Origin of the sequence: Roseovarius confluentis (assembly GCF_002917925.1) — a bacterium.
In the GTDB taxonomy this organism is placed as follows: Bacteria; Pseudomonadota; Alphaproteobacteria; order Rhodobacterales; family Rhodobacteraceae; genus Roseovarius; species Roseovarius confluentis.
Map to the genome: position 1 here is coordinate 1 of NZ_PPFE01000002.1, position 15,552 is coordinate 15,552.

General features: G+C 62.9%; 16 protein-coding genes. 12 read left to right on the forward strand and 4 right to left on the reverse strand.

Annotated features, from left to right (window positions below):
• From C2I35_RS04835 to C2I35_RS04855, 5 genes are all read left to right on the forward strand, one after another.
• Positions 1-127 (forward strand): formate--tetrahydrofolate ligase (locus tag C2I35_RS04835; protein WP_146049968.1); only part of this gene is annotated, 127 nt, incomplete at its 5' end.
• Positions 128-130: 3 nt separating this feature from the next.
• On the forward strand, positions 131-1,003 hold the full coding sequence (locus tag C2I35_RS04840) for a universal stress protein (RefSeq protein ID WP_103761928.1): 873 nt from the start codon (positions 131-133) through the stop codon (positions 1,001-1,003).
• 120 nt (positions 1,004-1,123) lie between these two features.
• Positions 1,124-2,107: a Bug family tripartite tricarboxylate transporter substrate binding protein gene (locus tag C2I35_RS04845; RefSeq protein WP_103761929.1), complete on the forward strand. Its 984-nt coding sequence runs from the start codon at positions 1,124-1,126 to the stop codon at positions 2,105-2,107.
• A gap of 138 nt (positions 2,108-2,245) precedes the next feature.
• Positions 2,246-2,773 carry a tripartite tricarboxylate transporter TctB family protein gene (locus C2I35_RS04850; RefSeq protein ID WP_103761930.1) on the forward strand — a complete coding sequence of 176 codons (528 nt, stop codon included), beginning with the start codon at positions 2,246-2,248 and terminating at the stop codon, positions 2,771-2,773.
• Between the two features lie 78 nt (positions 2,774-2,851).
• Positions 2,852-4,309, forward strand: coding sequence for a tripartite tricarboxylate transporter permease (locus C2I35_RS04855; protein ID WP_274594493.1), 1,458 nt, complete (start codon positions 2,852-2,854; stop codon positions 4,307-4,309).
• A 74-nt stretch (positions 4,310-4,383) separates the two neighbouring features.
• Here C2I35_RS04855 and C2I35_RS04860 read toward each other — a convergent pair whose 3' ends face one another.
• The gene (locus tag C2I35_RS04860) at positions 4,384-5,790 is read right to left on the reverse strand and encodes a helix-turn-helix domain-containing protein (RefSeq protein ID WP_103761932.1); all 1,407 of its coding nucleotides are present in this window, start codon (positions 5,788-5,790) and stop codon (positions 4,384-4,386) included.
• A 127-nt stretch (positions 5,791-5,917) separates the two neighbouring features.
• On the opposite strand from C2I35_RS04860, the gene C2I35_RS04865 reads away from it, so the two are divergent.
• The 6 genes from C2I35_RS04865 (at position 5,918) to C2I35_RS04890 (ending at position 12,779) form a co-directional block, all read left to right on the forward strand.
• Positions 5,918-6,973 (forward strand): ketopantoate reductase family protein, encoded by a 1,056-nt coding sequence (locus tag C2I35_RS04865; RefSeq protein WP_103761933.1) that lies wholly within the window; start codon positions 5,918-5,920, stop codon positions 6,971-6,973.
• Between the two features lie 371 nt (positions 6,974-7,344).
• Entirely contained in the window at positions 7,345-8,352 is a 1,008-nt protein-coding gene (gene eutB, locus C2I35_RS04870) for a hydroxyectoine utilization dehydratase EutB (protein WP_103761934.1), read from the forward strand.
• On the forward strand, positions 8,342-9,328 hold the full coding sequence (locus tag C2I35_RS04875; RefSeq protein WP_103761935.1) for a cyclodeaminase: 987 nt from the start codon (positions 8,342-8,344) through the stop codon (positions 9,326-9,328). Before eutB ends, C2I35_RS04875 begins: the two co-directional genes overlap by 11 nt.
• Before the next feature lie 7 nt (positions 9,329-9,335).
• Positions 9,336-9,818 carry an Lrp/AsnC family transcriptional regulator gene (locus tag C2I35_RS04880; RefSeq protein ID WP_103761936.1) on the forward strand — a complete coding sequence of 161 codons (483 nt, stop codon included), beginning with the start codon at positions 9,336-9,338 and terminating at the stop codon, positions 9,816-9,818.
• Positions 9,819-9,930: 112 nt separating this feature from the next.
• Positions 9,931-11,397 carry an NAD-dependent succinate-semialdehyde dehydrogenase gene (locus C2I35_RS04885; RefSeq protein ID WP_103761937.1) on the forward strand — a complete coding sequence of 489 codons (1,467 nt, stop codon included), beginning with the start codon at positions 9,931-9,933 and terminating at the stop codon, positions 11,395-11,397.
• Between the two features lie 11 nt (positions 11,398-11,408).
• Positions 11,409-12,779 (forward strand): aspartate aminotransferase family protein, encoded by a 1,371-nt coding sequence (locus tag C2I35_RS04890; protein ID WP_103761938.1) that lies wholly within the window; start codon positions 11,409-11,411, stop codon positions 12,777-12,779.
• Between the two features lie 85 nt (positions 12,780-12,864).
• Here C2I35_RS04890 and C2I35_RS04895 read toward each other — a convergent pair whose 3' ends face one another.
• From C2I35_RS04895 to C2I35_RS04905, 3 genes are read right to left on the reverse strand one after another with little or no spacing between them, the layout of a single operon-like run.
• Positions 12,865-13,920, reverse strand: a complete 1,056-nt coding sequence (locus C2I35_RS04895; RefSeq protein ID WP_103761939.1) for a YeeE/YedE family protein — start codon at positions 13,918-13,920, stop codon at positions 12,865-12,867.
• 42 nt (positions 13,921-13,962) lie between these two features.
• Positions 13,963-14,343, reverse strand: a complete 381-nt coding sequence (locus tag C2I35_RS04900; protein ID WP_371931646.1) for an ArsR/SmtB family transcription factor — start codon at positions 14,341-14,343, stop codon at positions 13,963-13,965.
• A gap of 8 nt (positions 14,344-14,351) precedes the next feature.
• Positions 14,352-14,666 carry a thioredoxin domain-containing protein gene (locus tag C2I35_RS04905; RefSeq protein ID WP_103762464.1) on the reverse strand — a complete coding sequence of 105 codons (315 nt, stop codon included), beginning with the start codon at positions 14,664-14,666 and terminating at the stop codon, positions 14,352-14,354.
• 135 nt (positions 14,667-14,801) lie between these two features.
• Here C2I35_RS04905 and C2I35_RS04910 point away from each other — a divergent pair, with 135 nt between their 5' ends.
• Entirely contained in the window at positions 14,802-15,542 is a 741-nt protein-coding gene (locus tag C2I35_RS04910) for a cytochrome c biogenesis CcdA family protein (protein ID WP_103761940.1), read from the forward strand.
• Positions 15,543-15,552: the final 10 nt, after the last annotated feature.

Genomic DNA, 15,552 nt, shown 5'->3' on the forward strand with positions numbered 1-15,552 from the left:
GTCGGCCGGCGCGGGCTTCGTCGTCGTCGTCTGCGGCGAGATCATGACCATGCCGGGCCTGCCCAGCCGCCCCGCGTCCGAATCCATCCGCCTGAACGACCAGGGCGAAATCGAAGGATTGTTCTAAGCCATGGCTTACGACTCCATCCACAGCATCATGCTTCCGGTGCGGGGCGACGGCAAAGGCGACAACGTCTTTGCCCACGCCGCCGCCCTGGCGCGGCGCTTCGGTGCCCGGGTCCGCGTGGTGCATTGTCATCCGAAAACCGAGGACATGATGCCGTACGGCGTCGTGATCCCGACCATGCTGCGCCGCCAGATCGAGGATGCGGCGCATGCCAATGCCGACGTGACCCGCGACCAGCTCTACGGTGAGTTCGAGAAGCAAGCCAAGAAACTCGGGCTCGAGATCGCTGATCACGAGATGGACAAGCCGACGACGCGGTTCATCGAATACGAGGGCAAACAGGTCGACGCGGTGCAAAGATACGGTCGCCTGTGCGACATTGTCTGCGTGGCCAAGCCGGACCAGGAGATGAACCTCGGGGTCAACACGCTGAAATCGGCGCTGTTTTCGTCCGGTCGCCCGGTGATGATGTGCCCCGATAACGACGTGTCGGACGCGGATTTCGCGGATCACGTGGCCATCGGCTGGAACGGGTCGCTCGAGGCGACGCGGGCCGTGGCCATGGCGATGCCGCTGATTTCCAGCGCCAAGAAGGTCACGATCCTGCACACCGGTGACAGCCCCAAGGACGAACATCCCGGGGCGGATCAGTTGCAGCGCTATCTCGAACTGCGCGGCGTTGCGTCCGAGATCCGGATGTTCAAGGCGGAGGGGCGCAACGTGGGCCGGCAGCTTCTGTCGGAAACCCGCGCGGCGGGCGCCGGCATGCTGATCATCGGCGCCTATCACGACAGTTACGAACGGGAATCCCTGTTCGGTGGCAACTCGCAAGTCGTTGTCGCCGAGGCGGATTTTCCCGTCGTCATGGTTCATTGAGGAGAGAAGGGAGGACAGGCGAAGACTGACTGCAGTACCAAGAATGGGGCAGGCGCCAACCATATCAAGAAACAGCGCGCACCAGCCTCGACACACATGGAGACCATAGGGAGGATAACCATGAATACGTTTAAACTACTCGTTGCGAGTGCATCGGCTCTGGCATTGACGGCGCCGGCGGCGCTGGCGGAATGGCAGCCGAAAAAACCGGTCGAGTTCATCATCATGGCCGGCACCGGCGGTGGCGCGGACCAGATCGCACGCCTGCTGCAAGGCCTGATCCAGAAGAAGGACCTGAGCCCGCGGCCGTTCATCCCGATCAACAAGCCGGGCGGGTCGGGCGCCGAGGCGCTGCGCTACATGCAGGACAAGACGGGCGACAACCACACCGTCATGATGACGCTGAACAGCTTCTACACCACGCCGATCATCCAAGAGGACCTTGGCATCGACGTGACCGAGTTCACGCCGATCGGCCTGATGGCGATGGACACGTTCCTGCTGTGGGTCAACACCGACCGCGAGGACATCACCGATCTCGACAGCTTCAACGCGGCCGTGTCCGAAGCGGGCAAGGACTGGAAAGTCGGCGGCACCGGGTCGGGCCAGGAAGACAGCGTTCTGACCGCGATGATGGAAGCCGAGTTCGGCTATGACGTGACCTACATCCCGTTCCCGGGCGGTGGCACGGTGGCCAAGAACCTCGTGGGCAACCAGATCGACAGCACGGTGAACAACCCCGCCGAGCAGATGGAGTTCTGGCGCGCGGGCAACACCAAGCCGCTCGTGCAGTTCTCGGCCGAGCGGATGGCTGCCTTCCCGGACGTGCCGACGGCCAAGGAGCTGGGCGTGGAGATCGAGTACTACATGCAGCGCTCGGTCAACGGCCCGCCGGACATGGATCCGGAAGCGGTGGAATGGTACGTGAACCTGTTCCAGGAGCTGTTCGACAGCGAGGAATGGCAGGCGTTCTGCAAGTCCGATGGTTTGACCTGCGAGACGATGATGAAAGGCGAGGACCTTGCCACGTTCCACGCGAACCAGAAGGTCGCGCACGAGAAGCTGATCGAAAAGGTCGGCGCCGCGTCTATCACCGGCGAATAAGACAGTCCTGAAAACAGCGGGGTCCGGATGTACCGGGCCCTGCACCTGGATGCCTGACGATCCGGGCGCGGGCAGATTCGTCCGGCAGGGACACGCCCCCTCGAAAGATCGCAAACGATTTATACGGAGCCAAAGAGAATGACGGTCCGGACAGCGGAACTTCTGATGGCCATCACGACACTGATAGTGTCGCTCGGCCTGATGCTAAACGTATACACAGACGACCTCAGTATCGGCTGGGTCAGGGGCAGAGGTCCCGGTGCAGGCATGTGGCCGTTCTGGTTGTCGGCGGGGATGGCCTTGGCTTCCGTCGCCACACTCGTGCGGTGGGCGCAGAAAAAGACGCCCGAGTCGCGCAGCACCGATCCCTACATCTCGAAAGACACGATTTTCCTCGTGTCGATCTCGGCGGGGTCGATCCTGGCACTGCTGATCATGATGACGTTCATCGGCACCTACCTGGCGCTGATCGTCTTCATGCTCTTCTTCGTGCGCTTCATGGGGCGGCATTCCTGGCCGATGACCCTGGCATTCGCAATCGGCACACCGATCTTCGTCTACCTGCTCTTCGAGGTGGCCCTGACGAAGTATTTGCCGAAGGGTCTGCCGATCTTCGAGGACGGTTTCCTCTGGATCGACAACTTCCGCTACGAATGGTTCTACTGAGAGGTCTGACGACAAATGGAAACGATACTTGTATCATTGACAGCAGGCCTTCTTGAGGCGTTTCAGCCCCTGAACCTGATGATGATTTTCGCGGGCTGCCTTGCGGGGCTGTTCGTGGGCTGTATGCCGGGCCTCGGCTCGGTCAACGGGGTGGCGATCCTGCTGCCCATCACCTTCCTGGTGCCGCCGACGACGGCGATCATCTTCCTTGCCGCGCTCTATTACGGGGCGATGTACGGCGGGGCGATCAGTTCGATCACCCTGGGCATTCCAGGGGCCTCGACGGCCGTGGCGACGGTGTTCGACGGGCGACCTATGGCCCAGGCCGGCAAGGCCGACCAGGCGCTCATGGCCGCGGCCATCGCGTCGTTCATCGGCGGCACGGTCTCGATCATCCTCTTCACGCTTTTCGCGCCGCCTCTGGCTGCCTTCGCGCTGAAGTTCGGACCACAGGAGGAGTTCGCGCTGATGCTGTTGGCCTTCGCCACCTTCATCGGTCTGGGCGGGGACGACATACCCAAGACGATCTTCTCGATCCTTCTGGGCCTCGTGCTGGCCGCGGTCGGCTTCGACATCATCTCGGGCAGCCCGCGCCTGATCTTCTTCGACATGGTCGAATTCCAGCGCGGCATCGGCTTCCTCGTGCTGGCGATCGGCATCTACGGTGTGGGCGAGATGCTCTGGACGCTGGAATCCACCAGCGGCAAGGTCCAGATGCACAACGTCAAGATCTCGATGTCGCGGATGAAGGCCAACTTCAAGCAGATCCGGGAATACATCAACTCGACCTGGGTCGGCTCGTTCCTCGGCTTCTTCGTGGGCACGCTGCCCGCGGCGGGGGCCACCCCTGCGGCGCTGATGTCCTATGGTCTCAGCAAGACCTTCTCGAAGGATCCCGACAGCTTCGGCAAGGGTAACGTGGCCGGTGTGGCCGCGCCTGAATCGGCCAACAACGCGGCCTCGACGGGCTCGATGCTGCCGATGATCACGCTGGGCATTCCCGGCTCGCCCACCACGGCGATCCTGCTGGGCGGCATGATCATCTGGGGCTTGCGCCCCGGGCCGCTGCTGTTCACCGAAAGCCCGGATTTCGTCTGGGGCCTGATCGGCTCGATGTACGTGGCCAACGCGGTGACGGTGATCCTGAACATCGCGCTTATCCCGATCTTCATCCGGGTTCTTGCGATGCCGTTCACCCTGCTGACGCCGATCATCTTCACGCTCTGCGTGCTGGGGGTCTTCGCCACGACCGACCGGATGTTCGACACCTGGATCATGCTGATCATCGGCGTGGTGGGCTACCTGATGCGGAAGTTGAACTACCCGGTGGCGCCGGCGGTACTGGCCATCGTTCTGGGGCCCTTGGCCGAACGGTCGCTGCGCCAGTCGCTGATCTCGGCTCAGGGTGACGCGACCACGTTCATCACCCGACCGATCTCGCTGGTCTGCATCTGCCTTGCACTGGCGCTGGTCTTGTTCCCGGTCGTGCAGCGCATCATGCGCAAGCGCAAGAAGGCGGCGGAAAGCCAGGCCTGATACGGGCCACGCAGCTTACCGCGACGCCCAACGCCTGCCCCCTGATCTCCCGGGGGGCAGGCTTTTTTACGCCGTCAGCTTTCGTAGCGGGTGGAGCCGCGCCGGTTGGCGTCGATCGGCAGGTTGATGAACAACGGTTGGTGCGCGCGCTGCGAACAGGCCTGGCGCGGACAAAGCTGACAGTTGATGCCGATCGGCTGATAAAGCGTCGGATCGTCGATCTTGAAGCTGGCGGCATAGCGGAGGCGGTGCGCGTGCCGGGCCTCGCATCCCAGCGTCAGCGTCAGGCGCCGATCCTGGGTTTCCGCGCTGAACACGGGCCGGTGGACCGTCCGGCTGATCGAGAAGAACTGCTGCCCGTCCGGCATCTCGACGAATTGCGGAAAGATCACGCCGGGCACCGAAAAGGCGGCGTGCACGTTCCACACCGGGCAGGCCCCGCCATATTCCGCCAGATCGAACGACGTCGCATTGAACCGCTTGGTCACGTTGCCCGCACGGTCCAGCCGCAACAGGAAGAACGGTATCCCCTGCGCCTTGTCGCGCTGCATTGTCGTCAGGCGGTGGCAGACCTGCTCGAACGTCACGCCGAAGGCCAGCGCGATGCGGTCGATGTCATAGCCCGTCTCCTCGGCGGTCTTCAGGAACGGCTCGTAGGGCATCAGGAACGCGGCGGCGAAATAATTGCCAAGCTCGACCTCAAGCCGGGGCTGGACCCGTTCGGGATCGGCCTGGGCGTTCCGGGCCATCCTGGCAATCATCCGGCCCTCGGTCAGGAAAGCCAGCACATGCGCCATCTGGAATGCGCGGTTCTCTGTATTGAGCGCTTGCGACAGATGCAGCGTCCGACTCTTCTCGTCGTAGATCCGAAGCGATTCGCCCATTTCTTCCAGCGGTCGGACCTCGGCGGACACACCGTGGTGTTTCCTGAGCCCCGCGCGCATGTCCACAAAGAGCGATTCGGGCGCGACCGGAATCTCGCGCCGGGCATTTTCGGCGGCCACCTCGAGCACGGCGAAATAATTGCTGTTCTTGCGGAAAAAATCGTGGATCGCGTTTTCGGGCGAGGCGTTCAGCATCTGTTCATCCCGGCCATCCATCCCGCCGCGCATGATAAGTCTCAGCGCAGCGCGATGCGCCCGGTGCAGTTGCAGGAAATGATCGACAAGCGCGGGGGCGCGGTCGATCGCGCTGCGCAGCTCCTGCACGTCCGGCGGATCGCCTTCCAGCGTGGTGTCGCCGAAGGCGTTGCGCAGGTCGGCCAGCATATGGGCGCTATCGTCTTTTGTCAGTTCCTTGACGTCCACTTCGAACGTCTCGGAAATGGCCAGAAGCATTTTGACCGAGAGGCTTCTCTGGTTGTTTTCCAGGAGGTTAACATAGGCCGGGCTGATCCCGATACGCTCGGCGACTTCTGCTTGGGTCATATCGCGAGCGATGCGCATCTGGCGCAGCTTTGGTCCGATGAAAGTCTTTGACATGGGGTAAACTTTACAAAATTACAGAATAGTGGAGTGTAAGTATTATCAATAACACATTTACACGAATTTTGTAGAAGAATCTGTTCACGCAATTATGTTGCGCAGTGAATAACAAGGAGATCGCATCATGGCTCGCAAGGTTCTTATTCTGGGCGCATCCTACGGCTCGCTGCTGGGCACGAAACTGTTGATGGCCGGCCAGGACGTCACGCTGGTCTGTCGCCAGGCGACGGCCGACATCATCAACGAGCACGGCACCGAAGTGCGCATCAAACTTCGCGACGAAGACGAGCACCGCGCGTTCAAATCCGGCGACCTGCCCGGCACGCTGGATGCAAAGGCACCTGGCGACGTGATCCCCGAAGACTATGACCTCGTGGCCCTCGCCATGTCCGAACCGCAATACGGCAACGACGAGATCTCGAAGCTGATGAAGCGGATTGCGGCGGCCGAGCGGCCCTGCATGTCGATCATGAACATGCCGCCGCTGCCGTATCTGAAGCGCATCGAAAAGCTGGATGCCGACGCGCTGCGGCCCGCATTCAACAGCATTGAGCCGTGGGAGGGTTTCAAGCCGGGCCTCGTCTCGCTTTGCAGCCCCGACCCGCAGGCGTTCCGCCCGCCCGAGGAGGGCCCCAACGTGCTGCACGTCGGTCTGCCCACCAACTTCAAGGCTGCACCTTTCGAAGACCCGGCGCATACCGCCATCGTGCGCGAGTTGGAGGAGAAGATCGAAGCGGTGCGCGTGGATGGTAAAGATGTGCCCGTCAAGCTTCGGCTGTTCGACTCGCTGTTCGTGCCGTTCGCGAAATGGGCCATGCTTCTGACCGGCAACTACCGTTGCGTTCAGCGCGACGGCGCGCGTCCCATCAAGGAAGCCGTGCACGGCGACCTTCTGGAGTCGCAGTCGATCTACAAAAAGGTATGCGACCTTGTCACGGCGCTTGGGGCAGACGAAGAGGATCAGGTTCCCTTCGAAAAATACGCGAATGCCGCGAACGGCCTCTTGAAGCCATCCTCCGCCGCGCGTGCCATCGAAAGCGGTGCCGAGGAGATCGAGCGCGTGGATCTGCTGGTCAAGCTGATTGCGGACCAGATGGGGCAGCCAATGGCAGAAGCCGACGAGACCGCCGAGATCATTGATACCCGGCTGGCGGAAAACCGGCGCAAGGCGGCCGCCTGACTTTCCCGAACTGAAGGCAACTGGACCGCCCCGTGATGTGTGTCACCGGGGCGGTCTTGTTTTTGGGCCGGGTTCAGCCAGCCAGGACGGTGACGTGTCTTTTAGGGACCCAACCTGAGCTGCAAGCCAATGGCCTTTCTGGTCGCAAAGCCAAAGGCGTTTGTCCGGTTCAAACCGATCGGTCTGTCCGTCACCCGTGCTCGGGCCGGCACCAACCGAAAGCGTGTAATCGCCCAGGGAATCCGCCCCACTGACCGCGCCGCGGCGCATTCCGGTTGCGTTTGACCCATCGCATCCCGCATCTTGTTCCAAAAGGGACCGGGTCTCAGCACTTCCGGGTCTGCAAAGCTAACAGCCAGAGGAGTTTCCACTTGGCATTTGCGTTGTCCAACATCCTTGCCGCGCGACGGACGATTGCGGGAATTGCCGACAACACCCCGTTCGTGCCGTCCCCCTTCATGACGCAGAAGTCGGGCGCAGAATTCCTGATGAAGCTCGAGAACATGCAGCCTATCGGCGCGTTCAAGCTGCGCGGCGCGGTGAATGCGGTGATGAACCTGCCGGAGGATGTTGAAGGCGTCACGTGCTGTTCGACCGGGAACCACGGGCGCGGCGTGGCCTATGCCGCCGCGCACCGCGGACTGCGCGCCGTGGTCTGCATGTCGAACCTGGTGCCGCAGGCCAAGGTGGACGGCATAAAGGCCCTGGGCGCCGAGGTGCGGACCTGCGGTAAAAGCCAGGACGACGCCTTGGCCGAAAGTCTGAGGCTGGTCGAGGCCGAGGGTCTGGTGGAAATTTCACCCTTCGACGATCCGCATGTCATCGCAGGGCAGGGGACCATCGGGCTGGAAATGTTGCAGGCGCGTCCCGATCTGGGCACGATCCTTGTGCCATTGTCAGGCGGCGGGTTGGCGGCGGGCGTTGCCGTCGCGGCAAAAACGATCAACCCGCAGATCAAGGTCATCGGCGTCAGCATGGATCGAGGCGCCGCCATGCATGCTTCCATTGCCGAGGGTCGGCCTGTCGAGGTCGAAGAGGTCGCAAGCCTCGCGGATAGCCTTGGAGGCGGGATCGGGATGAACAACAAGCTGTCTTTCGCCCTGTGCCGCGATTACCTCGATGACACCGTGCTGGTGACCGAGGAAGAGATCTATCACGCCATGCAGGTGCTGTTCTACGAGGACCGGATCGTGGCGGAAGGGGCGTGCGTTGTCGGAATCGCCGCGCTTCTGGCTGGCAAATTACCAGAGATGCCGGGGCCGATCGGTACGATTATCACGGGCCGCAACCTCGATATGGGAATGTTTCACCGAATCATGGCCGGTGAGGACATTCAGCTTGGCGACACGCTGGTGAAAGGGAACACCTATGTCACATGAAATCCAGATCGTGACCGAGGCCGAATTGCGCGCGGCGATCCGGCTTGACGTGGACATGGTCGGTGTCATCGAACGCGCCTTCGCCGCGCTGGCGGGCGGCGATGTCGTGATGCCGCCAATCCTTTCCATGGACCTGCCGCAGGTCAACGCCGAAGTCGACGTGAAAACCGCGTATATCCCCGGCTTCGACGGTTTCGCCATCAAGGTCAGCCCCGGCTTTTTCGACAACCCGGCACTGGGCCTTGCCAGCCTTAACGGCCTGATGATCCTCTTCTCGGCCAAGACGGGCCTGGTCGAAGCGGTCTACCTGGACAACGGCTATCTGACCGACATCCGCACGGCGGCCGCGGGTGCGGTGGCCGCGCGGCACCTCGCCCCGGACACGATTGAGACAGCAGGCGTCATCGGAACCGGCGTGCAGGCCCGGCTTCAGATGCAGGCCGCACATCTGGTCCGTCCTTTCAAGCGCGTGCTCGTGCACGGGCGAGACGCCGACAAGGCCGCCGCCTGTGCCGAGGATCTTGCCGCGGCACTGGAAATCGAGGCTGAGGCCGTCACCGATCCCGCCGCGCTGGTGGCCGACAGCCAGCTTGTCGTCACCACCACGCCAGCGCGATCCCCGGTGCTGATGGCCGACTGGCTTCATCCCGGTCTTCACATCACCGCCATGGGCTCGGACCAGGAAGGCAAGAACGAGATCGACCCGCAGGCCATCGCGGCCGCGGACCTTTACGCCTGTGATCGGGTCAGCCAATGCGAAACCAGCGGCGAGCTGGAAGCCGCCCGGGCCGCGGGGGTTCTGACGGGCGCCACCCCGCCGGAGCTGGGAGACATCATTGCCGGAAAGGCCCGGGGCCGACAGTCGGCGCAGGACATCACCATCTGCGATCTCACCGGCACCGGGGCGCAGGATACCGCTATCGCCAGTCACGTCCGCGCGGCACTGCCCGATGCGGGCACGCGTATTCGGACCTGACCCGACCATGACACGGCTGGACGCGCGCGATATCGAGATCCTCAAGGTCCTGGCCGAGGACGGACGGATCACGAAAGCCGCGCTTGCCGAGCGTGTGGGCTTGTCAGCCTCGCCGTGCTGGGAAAGACTGAAGCGACTGGAAAAGGCGGGTCTGATAAGCGGCTACCGCGCCGAGATCGCTTTGCGGAAAATCGGCCCGCACGTGACGGTCTTCGTGGCCGTGGAACTGACCGATCATACCGCCGCGACATTCCGCATTTTCGAGGATGCCGTGCAGCAGTATCCGCAGATCGTCGCCTGCTGGGGCATCGGCGGCGGCTATGATTACCTGATGCAGATCGTGACCCCCGACATCAATGCCTATCAGCGGCTTGTCGACCAGATGCTCAACGACCGGATCGGGATGGCGCGGTATTTCAGCTATGTCGTGACCAAGCCGGTCAAGGGCCTGACCGCCCCGCCCATCGACGTGATTCTGGGTGCGCAGTAGATTCTTCTGTGCCTGCTGCAATTTGCAGAAAAATCCACTTCCACGGCAGGTTCATTCAGGCTCACCCATTGCCCAAACCATATAAAACCTCCGCAAGTCAAAGGAGGACACAATGCCCGACACGTCTTTGCGCCTGATCGAAGACCTGCGCCTCGTGCGCAACTTTTCCTATGTTGGTGGCAAATGGGTCGCCGCCGCCGATGGCAGCACCCTGACCGTGACAGATCCCGCCGATGGCGCGGTCGTTGGCGAGGTTGCCAGCCTTTCTGCCGATGAAAGCGCCGAGGCCGTCACCGTCGCCCAGCACGCCTTTCCGAAGTGGTCGTCCATGCTGCCACAGGACCGCTCCGCGATCCTGCGCCGGTGGTTCGACCTGATCATCGAGAACCGAGAGGACCTCGCCAAGCTGATGGTCGCCGAACAGGGCAAACCCCTGTCCGAGGCGCGGGGCGAGATCGACTACGCCGCGTCCTTCGTCGAATTCTACGCTGAAGAGGCAAAGCGCCCCAACATCGAGGGCGTCACCAGCCATCTGAACACCGCCGAGGTCGAACTGTGGCTTGAACCCGTGGGCGTCGTGGCGCTGATCACGCCGTGGAACTTCCCCTCGGCCATGCTGACGCGCAAGGCTGCCGCGGCCCTTGCCGCCGGCTGCACCATCGTTGCGCACCCCAGCCATGAAACACCGTTCTCGGCGCTGGCACTGGCCGAATTGGCCGAACGCGCGGGCGTCGCGCCGGGGGTATTCAACGTCGTCACGGGCCGCGCCTCGACCGTGGTGCCGCCATGGACCGACGACTCGCGGGTGCGGGCCCTGTCCTTCACCGGCTCGACCGAGGTCGGGCGGCTGCTCTACCGCGCGTCGGCGGAAACCGTGAAGAAGCTGGTGATGGAACTGGGCGGTCATGCCCCGGTGATCGTGTTCGACGATTGCGACCTCGATCATGCCGTCGCCGAGACCATCAAGGCCAAGTTCGCCACGTCCGGTCAGGACTGCCTGGGCGCGAACCGCATCTATGTCCAGCGCGGCATCTACGATGAATTCTGCACGCGTTTCACCAACGCGACACAGGCGCTGACGATTGGCGTCGGCATGGATGACTGCGATCTCGGCCCGCTGATGAACGAAGGCGCCGTCGCCAAGCAGGAGGCGCATGTCGCCGACGCCTTGGAAAAAGGCGCGAAACTGGCCTGCGGCGGCAAGCGTAATCCGCTCGGGCGGCTGTTCTACGACGCGACCGTGCTGACCGATGTTCCGGACGAGGCCGAGATCATGCGAGAGGAAACCTTTGGGCCCGTCGCGCCGATCACGCCGTTCGAGACCGAGGACGAAGCCATCCGCCGTGCCAACGACACCGAATACGGCCTTGTGGCTTACGTCCACGCCCACGACCCGCGCCGCATCTACCGGCTGAGCCGTGCGCTGCAGTTCGGCATGGTCGCGGTCAACCGCACCAAGGTCACCGGCGCGCCGATCCCGTTCGGCGGGGTCAAGCAATCCGGCCTTGGCCGCGAGGGCGCCCGAAAGGGAATGGAAGAGTTCATGGAAATCAAATACGTCTGCCGCGATTGGGGCTAAGGAGAGTACGAATGCTGAAGAACGATCAACTTGACCAGTGGGACCGCGAGAACTTTTTCCATCCCTCGACCCACCTGGCGGAATTCGCCCGGGGTGAGGCGCCGCAGCGCATCGTGACCGGTGGCTCCGGCTGTCATATCGAGGACCGCGACGGCAACCGTCTGCTCGACGCTTTTGCGGGGCTTTACTGCGTGAACGTGGGCTATGGCCGGCCCGAGATTGCCGACGCCATCGCCGAACAGGCCCGCGAGCTGGCCTATTACCACGCCTATGTCGGCCACGGCACCGAGGCGGCGATCACGCTCGCCAAGATGGTGCTGGACCGCGCGCCGGACCACATGTCGAAAGTCTATTTCGGCCTGTCGGGCTCGGACGCCAACGAGACCAACATCAAGCTGGTCTGGTACTACAACAACATCCGTGGGCTTCCGCAGAAGAAAAAGATCATCTCGCGCTGGCGCGGCTATCACGGCTCGGGCCTGATGACCGGCTCGCTGACCGGGCTGCACCTCTTTCACCAGAAGTTCGACCTGCCGCTGGCGCAGGTGCTGCACACCGAGGCGCCCTATTACTATCGCCGCGCCGATGTGAACCAGACCGAGGAACAGTTCGTCGCTCATTGCGTGGCCGAGCTGGAGGCGCTGATCGAACGCGAGGGGGCCGACACCATCGGCGCCTTCATCGGCGAGCCCGCGCTGGGTACCGGGGGCCTCGTGCCGCCGCCGGCAGGCTACTGGGCCGCGATCCAGGAAGTGCTGGCTAAGCACGACATCCTGCTGATCGCCGACGAGGTCGTCACCGGCTTTGGCCGCCTGGGCAGCATGATGGGCTCCGATCATTACGGCATCAAGCCCGACATCATCACCATCGCCAAGGGCCTGACCTCGGCTTATGCGCCCCTGTCCGGGTCCATCGTGTCCGACAAGGTCTGGAAAGTGCTGGAACAAGGCACGGATGAGAACGGCCCCATCGGCCACGGCTGGACCTACTCGGCGCACCCGATCGGGGCCGCCGCCGGTGTCGCCAACCTCAAGCTGATCGACGACCTGAAGCTCGTGCAAAACGCCGGCGAGGTTGGGGCCTACTTCAAGAAGGCGCTGACCGAGGCCGTGGGCGACCACGTTCACGTTGGCGAAGTGCGCGGCGAGGGCCTTCTCTGTGCTGTCGAGTTCGTCAAGGACCGCGATGACCGCGTGTTCTTCGACGCCTCCGAGAAGGTCGGCGCACGGCTGGCCGGTGAACTGGTCAAGGAAGGCGTGATTTCACGCGCCATGCCGCAGGGCGATATCCTTGGCTTTGCGCCGCCCTTCTGCATGACCCGCGAAGAGGCAGACGAAGTGGCCACCAAGCTGGGCAAGGTCGTGAAAAACGTGCTGGGCTGAGACCGTCCTGTCGCAATCAATCAAGGCCGCGCCATCCCGGCGCGGCCTTTTTTTGTCCGCCGGCTTGGTTGTTCCGCCGGCTTGGTTATTCCGCCGGCGCGAACCCGGTGATCAGCTGTTTCAGCCCCAGCGCCGCCCCGGCGAAGATCGCCAGAAACGCCACCGGCGCGGAAAAGGCCAGCACCGAGAAGGCCGAAACCCCCTGTCCGATGCTGCACCCCACCGCCAAAATCGCACCCGGCCCCATCAACGCCGCACCGAAGATCTGCCGCTTCAATTCGCGCGGGTCCTCGCAGGCTTCCCAGCGGAAATGCCCCTTGAAGCAGGACCCGATGAAGGCCCCGATCACGACGCCCAGCACGGACCCCACGCTGAACGACAGGCTGTTGCCCGAGGCAGTCATCGCGTAATAGATCGTGTCTCCGATGGGCGCGGCAAAGGAATGGGTCTCGATCGGTTCGGCCTCGAACCCCGTCATGGCCACCCAGTAGGTGCCGACCCAGCCAAGCACGATGGCCATGCCCACCACGGCGGCCCAGAACACCATATTCAGCGAGCGCAGCATCCGGGCGCTGGCGAGGGAAAATACCAGGATGGTCCCGCCCAGAAGAAGACCGGTCAGCGCGGGGCCGATGCCCAAATGTACCTGCGCCAACTGGCTGAACCCCTGGGGCGATGTCGCACCTTCCTCGACAGTGAAAAGCCAGACGCGGAAATGGGCCAGCGGGCCGGACATCACCAGGTAGGCCGACAGCCCCATCACGATCACGATCACGAAAGAGCGCAGGTCGCCACCCCCCAGCCGCGCCAGCGCGCCGTAGCCGCAATTGCCCGACAGCGCCATGCCATAGCCGAACATCAGCCCGCCGACGATGGTGCCCAAAGGGTTCCAGACCCTATCGAGATACGCGGTGGCGGTTCCGTCCATCAAGCCGCCGGCCATGGCGAAATGCGTGCCCATGATGGCCACGCCGATTGCGATGCCCCACATGCGGATCCGGCGATCATCCGAGGAATAGAGCACGTCCTCGATCGCGCCGAGCGTGCAGAATCTCCCCAGCCGCGCGGCCAGCCCCAAGGCCAGGCCACCCAACAGCCCGATCAAGGCTGCGCTATTGGCTTCGCCCAGAACGTCCAGCATTTTGGTTCCCGTTAAACGACCGGAACCTCTCCTCAATCCCGGTCAGTCTTCCCTGCAAAAGAGGTCATAGACGACCTCCATGATTTGCCGCGGCCTGTCGTCTGTCAAGCTATAGTAGATTGCCTTGCCGTCTCGCCGCGGGGTCACCAGACCCTCCAGTCGCAGGCGTGTCAGCTGCTGCGACACCGCCGCCTGGCGGGCCGACAGCAGGTCTTCCAGTTCCGTCACCGACTTCTCGCCCGAGGCGAGATGGCACAGGATCATCAGCCGCCCCTCGTGGCTGATCGCCTTCAGGAAGTTCGACGCGCGCTGGGCGTTTTTCATCATCTTTTCCATGTCCTCGGCGCGCATGTCGGCGTCGAGCACCGGCAACCGCGTTTCGGGCTCTGATGCGTCGGAAGAATTCTGGGGATCGAGTGTCATGGGGTTCTTCAGCCTGTTTTGTCGGGGTCGATGCGCGCCTCTTCCAGCATCATGCCAAGCAGACCCCAGAAGAAATCTTCTCCGGGGTATCCTTCGATCCGGCCCAGTTCGGCTCCGTCCCGGACCAGGATGAAGGTCGGCGTGAAGCGGACGCGCCGGTCGAATTCCACGTCCGGCGATTCGCTGTAAAGATCATAGCGGCGCAGTGGCGCGGCTTGTCCTTCGGGGGTTTTCGGATATTTCGCCGAAACCTCCTCGTTCCACTGGGCACACCAATAACACCCGTCTTCCTCGGCCATGAGCAGATAGGTCTCTGCCAGCATGGGCGCGGGAAGCCAGGTCAGGAAAACGAGCAGGAATGCTCTGATCGCTGCCACGTGAAACTCCGATTGACGGCTTGCTAAAACCGATCATAATCTAATATTCGAATATTTCAAGAGAATGCAACGGGTGAAGGCATGTTTGACGTAACGATCTACGGGGCATTGATCGCGGGGCTGTTGTCCTTCCTGTCGCCCTGCATCCTGCCGATCGTGCCGTTCTACCTCAGCTACCTTGCCGGTGTGGGCATGAACCAGATCACGGCAGAGGCCGAAATCTCGCGCGGGGTCCGCGTGCGCGCCTTTCTCGCGGCGTGTTTCTTCGCGCTTGGCGTGATCACCGTCTTCGTCGGGCTGGGGGCCTCCGCCACCGCCTTCGGCCAGCTGGTGCAGGAGTATTTCGACATCCTGCGCTGGGTCGCCGCGGCGATCATCATCGCGATGGGCCTGCATTTCCTCGGCGTGGTTCGCATCGGCATCCTCTACCGCCAGTTCCGGGCGGATGCCGGCGATACCAGCAATGTCGGCCTTGCTGGCGCCTTCGTGATCGGCCTTGCCTTCGCCTTCGGCTGGACGCCCTGCGTCGGGCCGGTGCTGGCGGCGATCCTGTTCACGGCGGCGGGGCAGGACTCCGCGGCGCAGGGCGCCACGCTTCTTTTCGTCTACGGCCTCGGCATGACGCTGCCCTTCATCGCGGCGGCGCTGTTCATCGGGCCATTCATGCGGTTCATGGCGCGGTTCCGCCGCCACCTCGGCCTTGTCGAAAAGATCATGGGCGCGCTGCTTATCCTGTTCGGCGTCCTGATCGCGACCAACTCGGTGAACATCATCGCCCAGTGGATGCTTGAAAATGTCCCCTGGTTCAGCACAATCGGATAAATCACAGGAC